Here is a 17258-nt window from a genome sequence, read left to right on the forward strand (position 1 = left end):
CTCGCGCTCGCGGGAGGGGCGATCTGGGCGATGGTGTCGGTGTCCGAGACACCCTGCAGCACGGGCCAGCCGTGCGGTGCCGACTGGCTGGGACTGGCCCAGATCGGTCTGTTGCTGCTGTGTCTGTACTGGATCTGGCGGCAGCCGGTTCCCGCGCTGGCCGGGGTGGTGGTGCTGGCGGCCGCCAGCCTGACCGCGCTGGCGGACCCCGGCACGGCGACCGGCATGGGCGAGTCCGGGTTCGTGGCCGCCGCCGGATTCGCCGCCCTGACCCTGACGCACCGGCTCGGCGCCCGCCGTCGTCAGCGGGCACTCTCGGAGGAGGCGGCGGGACCGCAGCGGCATCCGCTGCCCGAGTCCGCGGGCCGGTTCGCCCGCGGTCGTGTGTCGTTGATCATGGCTGGACTCCTGTTCACGGTGTCGGCCTACGCGCTGTGGGAGGCCCATGGGGACATCGACGCCTATGAGGAGCGGGCAGACCGGAGCACCCGGGTGAGCGCCCGGGTCGTCCAGGTCGACATCGGCGACGAGGACACATCGCCGCTGGTGGCCGTGTCGGACGACAACCGGCGGTACACGGTGGAGACGGTCTTCCCCGAGGACTATCCGGTGGGCACCCAGGTCGAGCTGGTCGTCGACGGCGACTGGATCCGCCTGGTGAGCGAGCCGTACGACATCTTCGGGTGGGAGCTCGTCCTGCTGGCGGGCTCGGTCGCGGGCGCGGGGTTCCTCGCCAACGGAGTAAACGGACGTCGTCGTTCCCGTGTCCTCGACCGCAGTCCCCTGCCGGTGCTGAAGGTCCTGCTCCAGGAGGGCGAGGACGGACGCACCTGGGTGTACGGGGCCGACGACACCGAGGCGGCACGGCCGCTGCTCTCCTTCCACTCGCTGTACGCGAGCGAGAACGACCCCGAAGATCTCGAAGAACCTGAGGACACTGCCGACTCCTCCGCCCCGGACGGAGCCGACGCCGAGGACGACCACGTCGTGGCGGAACGGCTACGGCGCGAGGAAGAGGCCATCGAGGCCATCCTGAAGGGCTGCGCCGACGAGTCCCCACTGCGGGAGGCGTTGTTGTACGGCCCCCTGTACCAGGGCGCCGAGGTCGCCTTCCTCGCCCCCGAACAGCCCCTGGAACCCGACGGCGAGGTCGAGGTGGAGGTCGAGCGGAGCGTGACCCCCGTACGGCCCGTGGGACAGGGTCTGCTCCCTTCCCGGCTCGCCCGGAGCCGTGACCAGGTCCCCGGCCACGGCCGGGACGGTAACCGCCGTCGCCGCCGTCCCGTGGCGGCGATCGCGGCGGAGATGCTGCCGTCGGCCGCGCCGCTGACCTGGTCCGCCGACGGGGCGTCACGCGGCCTCGGCCTGTTCCTGCTGCTCATGCAGGGCGGCGGCGCATGGGCAGTCCTCAGCGATGGACTGTCGTGGAAGTCACTCCTGGCGGTGCTCGTCCTGCCGATGCTGATCAGCTCGATCGCCACGGCGCTGAACTGGCGGCTTACCGCCGACCGGGACGGCGTCTGGGTGGCCGGCCCCTGGCGGGTACGGCACATCCCCTGGAACTCCGTCACCGGTGCCCGCCACAGCTCCGACACCATCGTGATCAGTGTCTCGGGGGACAAGGACGTCCGGCTGACATCCGTGGGCTTCTTCTGGCTCCAGAACAAGCTGGGCCGAACCTCCGCGGCGCTGAAGGCGGCCGAGGAGGTGCAGGCCCTGCTCCACCACCCCGAGCTGCGCCCGGATCAGGTGGCGGGCCCGTCCGAGCAGGGCATGCCCCTCGGCCCAGTGATCGTCGTCATCGTGGCGGTGTGGGCGGCGGCGGTTCTGCTGCTGCTCTGAGGTGTGGGCTGTTCAGAAGTACCGCTGAGCATGTCCGGGAGAGTCCCGGCGGAGATCACCTTCTGCTCGACAGGCGATCTCCGCCCCCGGTCCGAAGGCCGCCGCCGACGTCAGTGGCGGGCGGTTCAAATGAGAAGGATGACCCCACACACTGCTTCCCCTGCTGCCCGAGCCTGATGCTCTCCTCGCCCGCTGTCGCGCGTCGGCGCGGATCAGCCTCACACCCCGCCAATTGCCGGCTACTCACCTTCCGGCGAACTCGTTTCCCCGCCCGCCAGGGAGATGTGCTTCCGGAACTGCTCCGGCATCGGCCGGTACCACGTGCGAGGTCCCATGGCCGAGATCGCAGATGAACCGGCAAACACCGGACCGCCCTCCCCACTCCCTGACAGGCATCCCAGGCCCCCTGCACGGCACCTCCGTGGCTCGGCGAGCACGGTCCAGGAGGAACACCGGAATTCCGCAGCTGGTCAAGGGTTGCCTTCCACTCGACGACACTACAGGTCAAGGCGTACCCGTCGAGTGCACGGCATCGCTGGACCTGGTGCGGGGCGGATGCACGGCATCGTCGCCGCGGATACCGGATGCCGGGACATCCCGTACGTCACCGCCGGCGACGGCCCCGCGGGGCGAACCACTGGTTCGGCCGGCTGCCGGAGTACTGCCGAGAGAACCGGCGCGGGCGCCCGGCCGGGGGCGGTTCCGGTGCCGGGTACAGCACCGCGCGCAGGCGGGCGGCGTCGGCGAGCTGCTCCAAGCGCTCGATCGGCCGGTCCAGATTCGCGGCGAGCAGTTGCAGGTACTCCGCTGTGACGCGGGCGGGGTCGGATCAGCCGTACAAAGCCTCCGGCACTCAGAAAGGGAATCGGTTCCACCGCACCCTCGCCTGGGCCGGATGGCCGCAGGAGCGGGCGGCCGACCGCGTCCCAGGAGCTGGCGCGGTGACTTCGGCACCCGTCCCGCCGGGCGGTCTCCTGCCGCCCGGCAGCAGTACCGGACGGCGCGGTAGTACCGGCGGCCGTCACGGCTGGACACCCCGGCCCTGATTCTGGCTGTGATCGCGGCCGGGCTGCTGCGGGTGCTCGTGCTCCCGGCGGCGGGCGTCCGTCGGAAGTTCGGCCGCCGGGCCCGGGAGTTCCCCGTCGACCAGTGCGCGGCGGTGGGCGTCCGCTTCGGCGAGGCTGCGTTTGCGGGCCTCGGTGGTGGCGGTCAGTTTGGCGAGGGCGGCGAGGCGTTCCGGGGAGGTCTTCCATGTGTCCGGATCGGTGGTCCGGCCCTCCGCGTACTCCCTGGGGCATCGCGGCCTGCTGGTGGGCGTGGACGGCGGCGGCCCTCTGTGCCGGGGTGAGGGCGGCGTCCCAGCGGGCGGGCCAGGGGAAGTCGGCGGTGTAGGTGATCAGATCGGGTGCCGGGGGGCCGGCGTCCGGGCTGGGAGACGGTCAACTGGCGGCTGTGGCGGGCGAGGGCCTGGTCGGCGATGTAGTCGTCCAAGCCGGGCGGGAACGCGCGGCCGCCCAGGGTCTCCAGCAGATGGCGCCGGGCCTCGGCGAGGACGTGACGTCGAGCGCGGCAAGGGCGGTGTCGAGCAGCGGGCGCACCCCGGCCCGGATCACCGCGGCGGCCGGGCGGCAGCGTTCCAGCAGACCGGCGATCATCGCCTTGCCGAATTTCAGGATCGCGGACGCGCCACCACACCAGCAGTTGTTCCAGCGGACGGGAGGTCTTCTTGTCCGGGCGGGTGTGGCGACAGCGCCTGTGGTGCGCACCCGGTGACGTCGGCCGCGTCTGTACCCGTGTGAGTAGGCTGGGCTGGTGTCTGAACTCCTGGCGTTGCACGACTACTTCGTCCGCTGTGTGGAGAGGTCCGACAAAGTCGGCTTCTCGCTCCGGGACGGCAGGGAGTTCCTCGGCTGGGTGGTCGAGGCGGAGGAGGGCCGGATCCTTGTCTCCTGGGCTCCGGGCCCCTTTGACGACCCGGTCGACGACGGCGACGGGGAAAGTGGCGACGAGTGGGTGACGTACACATCGATCCGCCCCGGCACGATCGGCCACTATGACTGGACGGTGCGCCGCTGGGTGACCATGCCCGGCTGAACCGCACGGCTCGGCAGAGAGTTGCGGAGTGTCGAGGGCCTCGGGCACGACGGGCAGCAGCAGGGTGCGGCTGGAAGGCATCGACCTCTCAGGTAAACGGAACATGACGGGACGTCACCGGATCGCCCAGCCTGCCATCCGCCGACTGCCGGCTGTTCGCCTTCCGGCGCTCGGTCAGTTCTTCCTTCCAGCCCTTGGGCGGCGGCCAGGGCATGCCCCAGGCAGCGAGTTGCTCGCGCTTCCAGCCGCCGGCGGGCGTGCGGGCGGGTTCCGCCCACCTCGGTCATCTGGCGGCGCAGTTCTTCGGCTGCGGCTTCCAGGCCGTTGGGACGGCTGTACCTGCGGAGATCGGCGAGCGCACCGCACGGGTCAGGGCCGGGAGGGCCATGGCCTGCTGGGAGGCGTTGGGGGTGCCGTCTGGCAGGGTGACGGTGGTGGACGGGACCCGCGGGTCGGAGAGGAGGAGATTCCAGGTCTGGTCCCTGTCGTCCAGCGGCGGGGAGAAGGATACGCCCTGGTCCAGTTCCGTCAGGCCGCGTGCGATCCAGTCCACGTCGCTGAGCCCGGCCACGTCGCAGGAGCGGTGTGCGGTCCGGCGGGCGATCGCGCGCTGGATGTCTGGTCCGGCCTCGTCGATGGCGTGCAGGAGGGCGACATCGAGGTCCACCATCGCGGACACATTGCCGGCGACAGTCCGCAGCCGGTCGCTGGGCAGACGTCCGCCCCACTTCTCCTCCTCAAGGCGCTCCCGCAGCTCCCGCGCTTCGCGCTCCTCCTTCTCACGGGCGAGGCGTTCCGTCTCGGCCAGCTCTTCCGGGGTGGGCGGAGGGGGCAGCTCGCCCGCGAACTCGTGCCAGTACGCTGCGGATTCGCTGGTCCGCTTCACGATGCGGTCGCGCTCGGGCGGGCACGGCCAGAACTGGAGCAGGTACTCGTCCAGCACGGGCTCGTCCTCGTCCCGCACGACGCCGTTGGCCCTGTCCATGCCACGGCAGTGGTAGCGCACCCGGTACGGCCCCGGGCGCAGGCCGAGGCTCCGGCCCACGCCGCCCCATTCGATCAGCAGTGTGCCGTCCGAGGCCGCCTGGAACGGTGTCTCCACGACATCCTGCGAGCCGTCGAAGTCCAGAGGCGGCTCCGTCTCGTGCAGTTCGACGGTCAGAGGGACGGAGCCGGTGTGCATGCCGGTCAGCAGGAAGAGGTAGCCGGGGACGGCTGCTCCGCAGAGTCCCGCCCGCTGTCCCATGAAGCACTCGTGAAGACCGGTGTCGCTGTCGTCGGGGCTGGTGCGGCTGTCGATGTACATCTGTCCGCAGGCGACGCTGAATTCGCCCTTGAAGAGGGTCCTCATGGCATCCATGCCTGCACCCTGGCACTGACAACGTGGCCTGGCTGCCGGCTCAGAGCCACAGGGGGCGAACCACGTCGGGGGGAAGGGGTCGGCCCTTCCCTGTACCTCTGATGCGGAGCACCGTCCGTGTCAGCCAGCCTGTACGACGCGGCCAGATCACGGGAGCCGATCACCGTCCGGGGCGGCCCGACCATGCGGCCGCCGTTCTGAACAGCCGCGCGAGGCGCTGCTCACGACGCCGTGGGGCAGGCCCAGCGCGGCCGGGGCATGACGTGTGCAGTAGGGGTACCTCTGGCCCACGGTGATCAGCTCGACATCCATCGCCGCGTGAGAGAGGGGCGGCGACGGTGTCGCCGTGCTGCTCGCCCCCGGCCGCCTCAGCCAGTCCGAAGGAAGGCCCGTGCGAGGCTGGGCGGTCGGCCTGGGTGTCTCCTGACTCGACGCTGGGGTCTGCTGTGGGTCTGTCGCCGCTCCTGGTAGGCTCGCCGATCTCGATCCGCAGCCTTGGTTCCGCGACCGCGCGGTACGGCAGGGGCCGTCCGGTGTCCGGGCCAGGTGCAAGATCCACGCTGACGCGTTGAAAGGTCTTGCTGTGAAAAGGTTCGCGCAGAATGAGACGGTGCCGAAAATCGAAGGCGTCTACCTGCTGACCGTCGTCAGCCCGCGCAAGGACGAGGGCAACAGTCCGACCGGGATCGTCGGCCGGTGTCTGGCACGGCAACTGCTCACCATGGGCCGGCGTGTGCGGGTGATCGCCGAGCCGGACCAGTGCGACGGCTGGCCCGAAGCGGTCGAAGTCGTCGAAGGGTCCGTCACCCGCCCGCTGGAGTGCGCCCGGGCCTTCGACGGTGTCGAGGCCGTGTTCCTGGCCGGCGCCCGTCCGTCCACGGTCCAGGACGCTCTGGCCCTGGCGCGGAACGCCGCCGCGAGGAAGATCGTCCTGTTGTCGTCCCACGGGCCGGAGTACGAGGAGACGAATCCGCCGGAGACCTGGTTCTGGCTGGCGATCGAGAAGGCCGTGGAGCACTCGGGCATCGCCTGGACGCACATCCGGCCGTCGGCCGTGATGGGTGCCGTCATCGAGGGGACCTACCCGGCGACAGGGTCGGACTGGCCCGACACCGTCCGCGCCGACGGGGTGGTCCGTGAGGCCTTCCTCGACCAGGGCCACTACCCCTTCATCCACGAGGAGGACCTCGCGGCCGTAGCGGCAGCGGCCCTGACCGGAGACGACTTCACCGGGACGGTCATCGAGGCGGTGGGCCCGCCACTGAGCACACGTTCCCGCATACAGAGCATCGCCGCCGTCCTCGGCCGCGACATCGACACCGTCAAGCTCACACCGGAGGAGAGCCGGGCCAACTGGCGACATCTCGGCTGGCCCGACGGCGCGATCGACGTGACGCTCTACGCCCTCGAAGAGTACGGCACCCGATTCACCGAACTCGCCCAGTGGACGGCCGACCAGCGACCGTCCGTGCAGGACATCACCGGCCGTCCACCGCTCACCTACGACGACTGGGTGATCAAGAACATCGACTCATTCCGCTGACTCCGGCAAGCGGTAATGCCGGCCTGCCGGGCACTGCACCGGGTTCACCTCCAGTTCGCCCTTCTGTGCCCCTGCCGATCGATTCATCCGCGTATTGATCAGGTTGGCGGGAACCCTGACGAGACCGTTCGCACTGGTTCCATGCGCTCAGTTCTTGGGTTTCGGGCAGATGTCGAGAAGCAGCAGCGATCCGCCGTGGTCCTCGTCGTCCGTGCCAACGATTCCGGGGCTGCCGTTGCCGGGGCAGGCAACCGCCTCGATCTTGCGGTTGTCCACCTCCTTGCTGAAGGAAGCGAGTGCGGTGAGCCGGTCCTTGGGCAGCAGTTGCAGCCCGATTCTCCCCGCCGTGTCGGACGTCACCTTTCCGGCACGGTAGACGGCCGAGGCGAACGGGCCGGAGTTGATGTTCGGGTCCGACGCCGCGGTCAGGAGTACCGTCCCGTCCTCGTGGATCTTGATGTCGCTGGCGTGGCGTACTTCCTGTCCGTCCACGGGCAGCGGGTCGGGGACGCTGAACAGCACCGGCCCGGACGCCGGGCCGAACGCCCCGCTGTTCGGGTCGTACACGGCAGCGCGCACCTTCGCGGGCTGGGCGTCGCTCGAACCCCTGGTCGCCCAGACGGCGACGGTTCGGCCGTGCTGACGGGTCAGCGCGAAGCTCTCGTAGTTGTCACCGGGGGCACGGCCGGGGACGGGGGAGCTTCCCCACACCATGGCCGCGTCCGGATCGAGGGTGAAGTGGTAGGCCGTGCCGTCGCTGGACAGAGCCACGAAGTCACCCGGCTGTCCGGGCACCGCGTCGACCGCTTCGAGGTCTTTCGGCTCCTCCAGGCCCCGCCAGGGGAGTTCTCTCACCACCGGAGGGCTCTCATGTTGGTATCGCACGGTGGCGACCCGGTTCTCACCGGGCTTCTTGTTGTCCCGCACCATCACGAGGTCGACCGGCTCCCCCTCGTTCGCACCATTCTCAATCACCGCGAGCCCGCTGACGCCACCGGTGATCCCGGTGCCGACCTGTTGCCACTCCCGGGCTGCGGACGGGTCGGCGGCCTGCGCGACGGGGGCGGCGGAAACAGCGATGCTCGAGAGAGCGACAGCCACAGCGGCCCAGTTTCGACTCATCATGGGTGGGGACGCTAGCGCAAGATCCAACCTGCTCGAACACCAGCCTCCGCTTACCCCAAAACAGCAGCTCAGCAAGGTACTTGGGATTCACACAAATTGCCGAACACTCGGGTGTGGTCAAGCTTCTCGGGCGGTGCGGCCCGATCGGCAGCGCTCCGCAGGCCGCCCAGCAGACGGGCGATCATCGAGTGATCCCGCTCGAAATCACGAGGAGATCTGTGCCCATGGGGGCGGGCTTCGCTCTTGCGGCACCGTGAGGCAAACCCTTTTCACCGCCCTCCGATGAACCACGGGGGCTGATGGGCCATCTTCCTGTTCGAGTACGGTCGTTGTGGCCGTGTGCGAACCGTGGGAAATGGACGGGGGACGCGTGGTCCTGGTGCTGCTCGGTGTTCTGGTGCTCGCTGTCTTCGGGTGCGCGTGTGTGGTGTGGTCCCGGCGGGGTGGGCCGCCTTGGACCACAAAGGTCGCGGTTGGGACCCTGGCCGCGGGAGCGGTGGTCCGGGGGCTCGGGAAGAATCGGGGCGGAGGACGGGGCGGCGACGGCGGCGATTAACGCCCCGGTCACGGACTGCCATTGGGTGGTACACCAGTTTCCGCGTCTGCTCCAGGAAAGGGGACCGCGTTCGTGCTCGCTTCCGTCGGTACGGGATGGCTGTGGCTGATGGCCGGGGCCGCCACCGTGGTCCATGTCTCCGCCATGGCCCTGTGGATACCCGATCGCAAGTTCCGGATGGCGTATCCCTTCATCACGGTACTGTGCGGGGCCTGCATGATCATGGCCGGACGGGCGGAGGGCTTCTCGCTCGCCACCATGCTCGTCGCCTACGCGTTCGCCCTCATCGGGCTCACGATCGGGATGCTCCCGTCCCGCAAGCTCGCCACGATGTGGGCCCGGGAGATCAATGCGGGCGTGACACGTGAAACGTACGATCTCCCGCGCCGGCACATCGTGTTCTGTATCGGCGTCGTGGTCGTCATGTTGTTCGCCGGGTCCGTACTGACGTGGTGATGGTCCACGGTCTGTATCGGATGCTCGACCGGCTCCGCGCGGCAGGACAACGGTGAGGCTGGGGCATGCGGACGGATCCGGGTTCAGGGGCACGGGGCGGGCGGCGGGTGGTCGTGGTCGGGGGCGGTCCCGCTGGGCTGACCGTGGCGATGGAGTTGGCCGAGCGTGGTTTTGAAGTGACGGTGGTGGAGGCCAGGGCGCTGGGCGGGAAGGCGCGCAGTATTCCGGTTCTTGGTACCGGCCGGGGCGGGCGGAGTGATCTGCCGGGTGAGCATGGCTTCCGTTTCTTCCCCGGGTTCTATCGGAACGTGACGGAGACGATGGCGCGTATCCCCGCCCGCGGTGGTTCTGTGGCCGATCGCTTGGTGGCGACCACGGAGGTGCTGTACGCGCGTGACGGGGAGCGCGACGGGGTGGTCGTGGACATCGCCGGTGGTCCCGCGACGCGGAATGTGGAGGTCACCCTGCGCGCCATGGGCCGTCTGGCGGCCCGGACTCCCGGGCTCTCGCCCGAGGAGAGCGCCCACTTCGCGAACCGCTTGCTCGTCTTCGCGACGAGCGGGCGGTCCCGTCGTGATGGTGAGTTCGAGAACGTCTCATGGTGGGATTTCACCGCCGGGGCGACTGCCTCCGAGGAGTACCGGCGGCTTTGTGTGATCGGTCCGACGCGGACGCTGGTGGCGGCGAAGGCCGAGTCGGCGAGTGTGGCGTCGATCGGCCGTGTGCAGGTGGAGTTCTGGGCCGGTCTGCTCGGTGGGGCCCGTCATGCCGAGGCGGACCGGGTCCTGGACGCGCCGAGCACGGAGGCGTGGATCGGTCCGTGGGCGGCGCATCTGGTCGGTCTCGGTGTGCGGTTTCTCGTGGGGCATCGCGTCACCCGTCTGCGGACGGCCCGCGGTGCGGTACGGGCCGCCGTGGTGCGGACTCCGTCCGGTGTGGTGCGTGAGATCGAGGCCGACTGGTTTGTCTGCGCGGTGCCGGCCGAGGCGGCCGTGCGCACCCTCGGCCCGGAGGTGTGCGAACTGGACGAGAGCCTGAGGGCCGTCGACCGCCTGGAGACGGACTGGATGACCGGGGTGCAGTTCTTCCTGCGCGAGCGCACTCCGCTCGTTCACGGCCATGTCATCCATGTGGACTCGCCGTGGGCGCTGACTTCCGTCGCGCAGGCCCAGTTCTGGTCCGGCATCGACTTCTCGGCACGGTACGGCGACGGCACGGTCCACGACTGTCTGTCGGTGGACGTGTCGGCGTGGGACGTTCCTGGCCTGCTGACCGGGAGACCGGCCCGCGAGTGCACCCGCGAAGAAGTGGTCCGGGAGGTGTGGCACCAGTTGACGCAATCGTTGCGGCGCGACGGCCGGGGCCTGCTGTCGCCGGGGCTGGTGCATACGTGTTTCACGGACCCCGCGATCCGCTGGCCCTCGAAGCCGGGCAGCCTCGCTCGCAATACGGACCCCCTGTTGATCAGCACGGCGGGCTCGCGGCGGTGGCGGCCCAAGCCGGCGGGAAAGGTGCCCAACCTGTTCCAGGCCGGCGACCATGTGGACGTGGACCTCAACCTGGCCACGATGGAGGCCGCGGACCAGAGCGCCAAGGCGGCCGTGAACGCCCTTCTGGCGACGGCCGGTTCGACCGCTCCGGAATGCGTCGTGCGCGGCTGGGAACAGCCGGCGGAGCTGGCCCGTCTCCAGCGCCTGGACGACGAGCTGTACGCGGCCGGCCTGCCGAACACGTTCGACCGCCCGGCCCCGTGGCAGCGGGACCGGTAGGACCGGCCCCGGACGGGAACGGAAGGAGGTGAGGGGGATCAGTACGAGCGGCCGACCGCGAAGGCGGCGAGAGCCCGCAGGTCCTCCCCCGCCTCCTCGTTCGGCGGGCAGGCCCGGGCCAGGGCGGTGAGGGCGGCCTGTTCGTGGCTGCGGGCCGCCTCCTGCGAGAGGGCGCGGGCGCCGCTTCGGTCGAGGAGTCGCCGGGCCTCGTCCGTCTGCGCCGGCGTCCACGGCCCGAGGAGCGCGTAGAGGTCGGGCAGCCGTCGGGGGACGCCGTCCCCCGACCGGTCCGGATCCGGACCGGTCAGGGCAAGGGCCACGGCGACGGGGTAGGACTTCTTGCTGGTCGACAGGTCGGCGGCGGCCGGCTTGCCGGTGACGGCCGGGTCGCCCCAGATGCCGAGGATGTCGTCGACGATCTGGAAGGCGATGCCGAGCTGTTCCCCGAAGGCGGCGAGGTCCGCGGCTGCGGCCGGGGCCGCCCCCAGCGCGCACGCGCACGCGAACAACGAGCCGGTCTTGTCGGCGTGCACCCGCAGTGTGACGGCGGTGCCGGGGCTCGGCTCGCGTTCCAGAGCGAGGTCGAGGGCCTGGCCCTGGGCCAGCCGTACAAGTGCGTCGCCGAGCACGGCGGCGGCACGCGCGGGGGCACGCAGCGCCTCGGGATCCCGAGGCGGCGGGAGGCCGCCGGAGCCCACGGCCACGCCGGTCGGGACGGTGTCGGCCGGGACGGTGTCGAAGAGCAGCTCGACGGCGTGGGGGGTCAGTGCGCGGACGGCCTCCTCGACGGCGGCGGGGCCGAAGACTCGCCAGGCCGCCGGCCGTCCCCGGCGCACCTCGTCCCCGTCCATCACATCGTCGTGGAGGAGCGAGAGCGTGTGGAGCAGCTCGACGGCGGCGGCCCCGGCCGGCACCAGGGAGTCGGTGCCGGGACGGCCGGTGGCACGGGCGGAGGCGAACACGAGCGCCGACCGGAGGCCCTTGCCCCTGCCGCGCCCGTCCTGGGGAAGGGGCCGTGCCCTGGCGTCCCACAACCCCCACTGGTAGGCCAGCACCCTGGCGTGGAGCGGGTGCACCCGCTCCAGGAGCGGGACGATCACCGCGTCCGTACGGTGCCGTGCCTCCGCGAGAAGTCGCGGGACACGTGCGGAAGGGGTGGCAGGCGGGATGGTCACGGGTCCTCCGGGATGCCCGGCAGGCGTACGGGTCTCAGCCGTGCCAGTGGGGGGTGCGATCGGCGGGAACCGGCCCACGAGTGGGGCTGTCGGGCCGAGCGGCTCCGACGCGAGCGCCCCGGTCGAGGGCGCTCGCGTCCGATCAGGTCCGCATGCCGGGCAGGGTGTACCCCTCCGCCTCGTCCCAGGGGACGTCGAGGTCGTCCATGTGCACGCGCCACTCGGCATCCGGTATGGCCCGGCGCAACTCCGAAACGGAATCCAGCAGATGGGCGATCACCGGCAACACTCGGGTGGGATCGAACGGCATCTTGGTGGACCCGGCGACGATCTGGCGCGGTTCGTCCGCGCTCTGGTCGTGCACGTACAGGCTTTCCTCGTCCTCGTACGGGAAGGACGCCGTGCGCGCGGCGACGACGCGCGTGACGGATGCCGACTCGGTCCCGGTCAGAGGTGTCGTGCGGTACGCGCTGTAATAGAGGGAGACGCTCATGATGAAAGCGTAGGACGTGGGTCTGACAAGGCGTCGTTCTCCAGCAGGAGCGGCCGGGTCCGCTCACGTTCGCTTGCGGCCCTGGGGATCGCAGGGCAGTCTGCCTGTGCCGTACGCCGCCCGGAATTCGCGGGTGGCCTGGGCTTCGGTCTCCGCGATCGCGGTGGGCTTCACCCGGACCAGGCCGGTGAAGGGGCGTTCCACATCGCGGATCATCAGCAGCGCTCCGGTCAGCAGGGCGGTGATCACCAGCAGCGCCACGAGCTGGGGCCGGTTGCCGGTGCGCGGCAGGCAGAGTCCCAGGGCGACGATGGTGACCGCCAGGCTCACCAGCATGTACCAGTAGATGGTTCCGGGGATGGTCGGGTTGGATTCGGCCAGCCGGGTCTGGCGGGCCTGCGAGCGCTTGTCGTCCGCGTCGACGAGCATCTCGAACGACGGGCCGGCACCGAGCTGCTTGAGCGTGAGCCGGAAGTCGGTGCTCCAGACGCTGGACTCCGGGGAGCCGTGCCCCTGGGCCAGGGCGGGCCACTCCATCGTACGGACGGCCCGCGCGTAGCAGACCACAGCGGCCTGGAGGTGCTCGCGCTGGGCCTGCGGTACAAAATCGGCCACCTCGTACATGTGGTCCACCGCCGCCGCCTCGGCGAGGGCGGCCTCGTCGGCGTTGCTGTTCGCCCGGCACCGCGCGTCGAGGGAGATGTCCGCCGAATCCGCCGGTGCCACACCATCGTGCCCCCGAAAAGGGGTAGATCCGGAAAACCGGCCCGGCGAAGTGCCGGGATCGGCAGGATGGGCGACATGGAGCAGAGAGATCTCGGCCCGGGCCGAATGCGGCCGATGGCAGTGCGCGTGCCGGTCGAGCTGGTGGAAGCAGTCGTGGAAGCCGATGCGAGCGACGCCGCGGCGCGCTACAGCGATCTGGCCTTACGCGGTCCGCGGTTCGGTGTGGTCGCGCAGGCCCCCGGAGAGCGGTCCCGGTGGCAGGTGGTGGTCCCGGTGACCGATGGGGCCCCGCAGATGGCGCGCGACGAATTGAATTCGCTGCTGTGGTTCCGGGCGAAGGACGAGACCGAGGACCGGGAGGAGCGGCGGTCGCTGCTGGCGGCCGTCGCACGGCTGGAGAGCGAACCTGTGAACGAGGTGGCGGCGGTCGGCACCCGCTACCGGATCGTGCGCGCCGAGGAGTACACCGTCACGGGCCCCTCGGGCATGGAACCGCCGCGTCCGACCGATCCCGAGCCCCTCGTCCCCAGCTGGGCCATGTCGGAGCGGGAACCGGAAGTCGATGACGGCCTGGTACTGGACCCCGACGCGCCGGTCACCCCGACCCAGGCCGCGGAGCGGCTGGCGATGTTCGATCTGCACTACACCGGCGACCGGTTCCCCGCCCCGGTGAGGGAGGATTCGCGCCGGGCGCTGGACACCCACCCGGATGTCCTGCTGCTGCCCGCGACGTTCACGCTGGTGGAACGGACCGAAAGCGGGTGGCGGCCGATCAGCGGCCCGCATGCCACCGCGCACGCGGCCCGCAGATCGCTGGACTTCGCCCTGACCTGGACCTGGCCGCAGAAGCAGGGAGTGCTCCCCGCCGACGCGACCGCGCCCCTCGGTCTCTCCGCCGTGGAGGTCGACGGGGACCGCGACGCCTCGACCCCGGAACTGGCCCCGTATGTCGAGGCCGCCCGCGAACTGCGGGGCGGCCGGCTGGTCAACCGGCTGGAGTTCCAGGGCACTTTGTACGAGATCGGCCGTACCCGTCGGCTGCTGCGCTGGGGCCCCGACGGGCCCGAGGGGCCGCGGCCGAGCGATGTCGACGCGTACGAGCCGACCCGTATGCATCCGCCGCTCAGCGAGGACGGTGTCATCCTCCCCGAGGACTGAGATCGGGTCCGCTTCGGTGCCTCCCGGGCCGGGGCCGTCGATGTCTCGCGGAGGCACCGAGTGGCGGCCTCGCGGGGAAGGTCCGCCGCCCCCACCGCTTCAGCCGTGGCTTCGGCTGTGGATCATCGACATCAGCAGTCCGTGGGTCTCGGCGTCGGCGGCAGCGACGAGTCCGCGGCTCGTCCGCCCGGTCGGGGTGCCGTCGATTCCGGTGACCGGGCAGCCGGCGGCGCGGCACAGGGCGATGCCTGCGGCGAAGTGCACATTGCCGGACAGGTTGTCGCCGTCGGTGATGTAGGCGGCGCGCCTGCCCGCGGCGACCCAGGCCAGTGCGAGCGTCGTGGACACGACTCGTGGCCGGAAGCGCTGAGTGAATCCGGGGTGGGCCAGCAGGTCCACGGCGCGGAAGCCGGGCGCGTTCGGGAATGGCGGGTCAAGGTTGACGTCCACCAGCCGGGTGGCGGGCGTGGGTGCCAGTCGCGTGTCGAGGCCGTTGTGCCGTACCCGGGCGGTCTCGCCGTCGGTGAAGAAGACTTCGCCGGTGAAGGGGTCGGCGACGGCTGCCGCGCCGTCGCGCAGTGCGACGTTGACGGCCACCAGCATGGTGCCGACGGCGTAGTTCAGTGTGCCGCACAGGGGGTCCACCAGCCATTGGCGCGCGGCCTCGGCGGCCCCCTGACGGCCGCTCTCCTCACCGAGGAACGCGTCGTCGGGGCGAGCGGCGCGGATGATGGCGAGAATCGCCTGCTCCGCCTCGACATCGGCGGCGGTGGCGAAGTCTCCGGCGCCTTTGTCGAGGCGGGCGAGCCGCCGGCCGTACATGGTGCGCACCACCTCGGCACCGCCATGTGCTGCGGCTATGGCGACCTCGGCGTCGTCGAGGCCCGGGGAGGGGTTGGTCATGTCGCGCAGAGTACCGGCGGCGCGCTCATTCTGACGGCGTGTCAGTCGGGGCCGGGGCGTCCTCACCGTCCGGGGTGCCGGGTGTTTCCCGGACGGTGAGGACGACGGTACGGCCGTCGATGCGGTGAGGGGTGTGCGTACCCGGGGGCAGGTGGCCGGTGTGGTGGCGTCCGCCGTGGAACGCGTGGAGTGTCTACCGGACCTTCCGCACCTGAGTGGTGTCGGCGTCGAGGGGGGTGCCGTCGGCTGCGGTCGGCGCGATCTCCGGTACAGGGGTGCCGTGCTGGTCGACGAGGGTGGAGTGGGCCTCGCCGGGGGCGAAGGCGTGGCGTTCTCCCCACTGGCGCAGGGTGAGGACGACGGGGAAGAGGTCGCGGCCCGCGTCGGTGAGCACGTATTCCTGCCGCCGGCCCGACGGTGCGGTGCGCTGGGCGAGGAGTTCGTGAGCGGTGAGCTTGCGGAGGCGTTCGGTGAGGATGTTGCGGGCGATGCCGGTGCGTCGCTGGAACTCGGTGAACGACCGCGCCCCGTCCATCGCGTCCCGGATGAGGAGCAGCGTCCATCTGTCGCCGACGAGGTCGAGCGTGCGGGCGACGGGGCAGTGGGGGTCGGTCCAGTCGTGGTTCGGGGCGTGAGCGGTCGCGCCTGGCATGGCACCTCCCGATGAGTTGCGGATTGAAACCATCATGCCGTACGGTCAAAACGGTTGCAATTTGCTACTTTTTTTGGGGTGGGCACGATGGACATGTGGCGGCGGCTGCTGCTCGCGGTGGTGTGCGGCGTGGCGGTGGCGAGCGTCTATGCCGCTCAGCCGGTTCTGGAGCCGATGGGACGCGACCTCGGCCTGCCGGCGGAACTCACCGGGTGGATCGTGGCGACCGGCCAGATCGGATATCTGGTGGGACTGGTGCTGCTGGTGCCGCTCGGCGACGCGGTCGAGCGGCGGCGGCTCATCGCCGTGCATCTGGCGGTCAGCGCGGCGGGCATGCTCCTGACGGCCTCGGCGTCAGCGGCGTGGGCGGCTTTCGCGGGGCTCGCGGCGGCCGGGGTGTTCGCGGTCGTGGTGCAGACGGCGGTGGCCTACGCCGCCTCGGTCTCGCCACCGGCCGAACGCGGACGGACCATCGGCGTCGTGACCTCGGGGGTGGTGATCGGCATCCTGGGCGCGCGGGCCGTCACCGGCGCGCTCGCCCAGATGTGGGGCTGGCGGAGCGTCTACGCCGTGCTCGCGGTGCTCTCACTCGGGCTCGCGGCCCTCGTCCTCGCCCTGCTGCCGAAGGAGGAGCGCCCCGGCCGGCTCCCGGGGTACCGGCAGGCCGTCGTCTCGCTCGGCGGGCTGTTCGGACAGCGCGCCTTCCTGACGCGCGGGCTCATCGCGTTCTTCCTGTTCGCGTCGTTCGGAACCCTGTGGAGCGGACTGTCCCTGTCGCTGACGGACGCGCCCTGGCGGTTGAGCGAGGGCCAGATCGGACTGTTCGGCATCGCCGGACTCGCCGGCGCGCTCGGCGCGGGGCGCGCGGGACGGTGGGCGGACGCGGGGCGGGCGGTTCCGGTCACCGGCCTCGCGCTCGCCCTGCTCGTCCTGTCGTGGGCGGCGATCGCGCGGCTGCCGTGGTCGCTGTGGCTCCTCATCGCCGGAATCGTGGTCCTCGACTTCGCGGTCCAGGCCGTGCATGTGAGCAATCAGCATCTGCTCACCGCCGCGTATCCGGACCGTCTCAGCGGCGTCATCGGCGGCTACATGGTCTTCTACTCGCTCGGCTCCGCCCTCGGCGCGGCCACGACCACCGCCGTCCTCACCGCCCGCGGCTGGACCGGCACCAGCCTGCTCGGGGCCGGGTTCGCGGTCTGCGCGCTGGCCGTCTGGGCGGCCGGCCGAAGCACCGTACGGCAGAAGGCCCCGGCCTCCCTGAGGAGGCCGGGGCCTTGATCGAGCGCTGGGCAGGCCTCGCACCTGCATCCCCCCACGGGAAGTGGGGTGTCTTTCCTTGGACCACCAACGCCGGTCCCACCACCGGGGATCCCGGCCGCGAGCACAAGATCAATATACCGCAGAGC

Annotated in this window: 15 protein-coding genes; 8 read left to right on the forward strand and 7 right to left on the reverse strand. The window is 70.9% G+C overall.

Annotated elements, in window-relative coordinates; translation table 11 throughout:
* The first annotated feature begins 30 nt into the window (after positions 1–30).
* The 3 genes from ABD371_RS31230 (at position 31) to ABD371_RS31240 (ending at position 3936) form a co-directional block, all read left to right on the forward strand.
* A complete protein-coding gene (locus ABD371_RS31230; protein WP_344484590.1) occupies positions 31–1842 on the forward strand; it encodes a hypothetical protein in 1812 nt (603 codons plus the stop codon).
* A gap of 1452 nt (positions 1843–3294) precedes the next feature.
* A complete protein-coding gene (locus ABD371_RS31235) occupies positions 3295–3615 on the forward strand; it encodes a hypothetical protein (protein ID WP_344484439.1) in 321 nt (106 codons plus the stop codon).
* Between the two features lie 39 nt (positions 3616–3654).
* The gene (locus ABD371_RS31240) at positions 3655–3936 is read left to right on the forward strand and encodes a hypothetical protein (RefSeq protein WP_344484442.1); all 282 of its coding nucleotides are present in this window, start codon (positions 3655–3657) and stop codon (positions 3934–3936) included.
* Between the two features lie 283 nt (positions 3937–4219).
* Here the strand turns inward: ABD371_RS31240 and ABD371_RS31245 are convergent, their stop codons facing one another.
* The gene (locus tag ABD371_RS31245) at positions 4220–5296 is read right to left on the reverse strand and encodes a hypothetical protein (RefSeq protein ID WP_344484445.1); all 1077 of its coding nucleotides are present in this window, start codon (positions 5294–5296) and stop codon (positions 4220–4222) included.
* A gap of 610 nt (positions 5297–5906) precedes the next feature.
* Between ABD371_RS31245 and ABD371_RS31250 the strand changes: the two genes are divergently transcribed.
* Positions 5907–6839, forward strand: coding sequence for an SDR family oxidoreductase (locus ABD371_RS31250; protein ID WP_344484448.1), 933 nt, complete (start codon positions 5907–5909; stop codon positions 6837–6839).
* 147 nt (positions 6840–6986) lie between these two features.
* Here ABD371_RS31250 and ABD371_RS31255 read toward each other — a convergent pair whose 3' ends face one another.
* Positions 6987–7940 carry a hypothetical protein gene (locus ABD371_RS31255; protein WP_344484451.1) on the reverse strand — a complete coding sequence of 318 codons (954 nt, stop codon included), beginning with the start codon at positions 7938–7940 and terminating at the stop codon, positions 6987–6989.
* A 652-nt stretch (positions 7941–8592) separates the two neighbouring features.
* Between ABD371_RS31255 and ABD371_RS31260 the strand changes: the two genes are divergently transcribed.
* Positions 8593–8976 (forward strand): hypothetical protein, encoded by a 384-nt coding sequence (locus ABD371_RS31260; RefSeq protein WP_344484454.1) that lies wholly within the window; start codon positions 8593–8595, stop codon positions 8974–8976.
* Between the two features lie 65 nt (positions 8977–9041).
* Entirely contained in the window at positions 9042–10745 is a 1704-nt protein-coding gene (locus tag ABD371_RS31265) for a hydroxysqualene dehydroxylase (RefSeq protein ID WP_344484457.1), read from the forward strand.
* Between the two features lie 38 nt (positions 10746–10783).
* Here ABD371_RS31265 and ABD371_RS31270 read toward each other — a convergent pair whose 3' ends face one another.
* The 3 genes from ABD371_RS31270 to ABD371_RS31280 all read right to left on the reverse strand — a co-directional run bounded on the left by ABD371_RS31270 (position 10784) and on the right by ABD371_RS31280 (position 13139).
* Complete coding sequence (locus ABD371_RS31270) at positions 10784–11920, reverse strand: polyprenyl synthetase family protein (protein ID WP_344484460.1); 1137 nt, start codon at positions 11918–11920, stop codon at positions 10784–10786.
* Positions 11921–12062: 142 nt separating this feature from the next.
* Positions 12063–12413, reverse strand: coding sequence for a hypothetical protein (locus ABD371_RS31275; protein ID WP_344484462.1), 351 nt, complete (start codon positions 12411–12413; stop codon positions 12063–12065).
* Positions 12414–12476: 63 nt separating this feature from the next.
* Complete coding sequence (locus ABD371_RS31280; RefSeq protein WP_344484464.1) at positions 12477–13139, reverse strand: bestrophin-like domain; 663 nt, start codon at positions 13137–13139, stop codon at positions 12477–12479.
* A gap of 114 nt (positions 13140–13253) precedes the next feature.
* On the opposite strand from ABD371_RS31280, the gene ABD371_RS31285 reads away from it, so the two are divergent.
* Entirely contained in the window at positions 13254–14297 is a 1044-nt protein-coding gene (locus tag ABD371_RS31285; protein WP_344484467.1) for a DUF5954 family protein, read from the forward strand.
* Positions 14298–14396: 99 nt separating this feature from the next.
* Here the strand turns inward: ABD371_RS31285 and ABD371_RS31290 are convergent, their stop codons facing one another.
* Together ABD371_RS31290 and ABD371_RS31295 are read right to left on the reverse strand one after the other, a co-directional pair.
* The gene (locus ABD371_RS31290) at positions 14397–15200 is read right to left on the reverse strand and encodes an inositol monophosphatase family protein (RefSeq protein WP_344484469.1); all 804 of its coding nucleotides are present in this window, start codon (positions 15198–15200) and stop codon (positions 14397–14399) included.
* A gap of 193 nt (positions 15201–15393) precedes the next feature.
* A complete protein-coding gene (locus ABD371_RS31295; protein WP_344484471.1) occupies positions 15394–15852 on the reverse strand; it encodes a winged helix-turn-helix transcriptional regulator in 459 nt (152 codons plus the stop codon).
* Positions 15853–15939: 87 nt separating this feature from the next.
* Between ABD371_RS31295 and ABD371_RS31300 the strand changes: the two genes are divergently transcribed.
* Positions 15940–17130, forward strand: a complete 1191-nt coding sequence (locus ABD371_RS31300) for an MFS transporter (RefSeq protein ID WP_344484593.1) — start codon at positions 15940–15942, stop codon at positions 17128–17130.
* Positions 17131–17258: the final 128 nt, after the last annotated feature.

It is taken from the genome of Streptomyces amakusaensis (genome assembly GCF_039532665.1).
Taxonomy (GTDB): domain Bacteria; phylum Actinomycetota; class Actinomycetes; order Streptomycetales; family Streptomycetaceae; genus Streptomyces; species Streptomyces amakusaensis.

What these genes read in the sequence shown, in the direction of transcription:
- ABD371_RS31230 (WP_344484590.1), top strand. Translation starts at nt 31, where the DNA reads ATGGTGTCGGTGTCCGAGACACCCTGCAGCACGGGCCAGCCGTGCGGT.
- ABD371_RS31245 (WP_344484445.1), bottom strand. Translation starts at nt 5,296, where the DNA reads ATGGATGCCATGAGGACCCTCTTCAAGGGCGAATTCAGCGTCGCCTGC.
- ABD371_RS31265 (WP_344484457.1), top strand. Translation starts at nt 9,042, where the DNA reads ATGCGGACGGATCCGGGTTCAGGGGCACGGGGCGGGCGGCGGGTGGTC.
- ABD371_RS31275 (WP_344484462.1), bottom strand. Translation starts at nt 12,413, where the DNA reads ATGAGCGTCTCCCTCTATTACAGCGCGTACCGCACGACACCTCTGACC.
- ABD371_RS31285 (WP_344484467.1), top strand. Translation starts at nt 13,254, where the DNA reads ATGGCAGTGCGCGTGCCGGTCGAGCTGGTGGAAGCAGTCGTGGAAGCC.
- ABD371_RS31290 (WP_344484469.1), bottom strand. Translation starts at nt 15,200, where the DNA reads ATGACCAACCCCTCCCCGGGCCTCGACGACGCCGAGGTCGCCATAGCC.
- ABD371_RS31295 (WP_344484471.1), bottom strand. Translation starts at nt 15,852, where the DNA reads ATGCCAGGCGCGACCGCTCACGCCCCGAACCACGACTGGACCGACCCC.
- ABD371_RS31300 (WP_344484593.1), top strand. Translation starts at nt 15,940, where the DNA reads ATGGACATGTGGCGGCGGCTGCTGCTCGCGGTGGTGTGCGGCGTGGCG.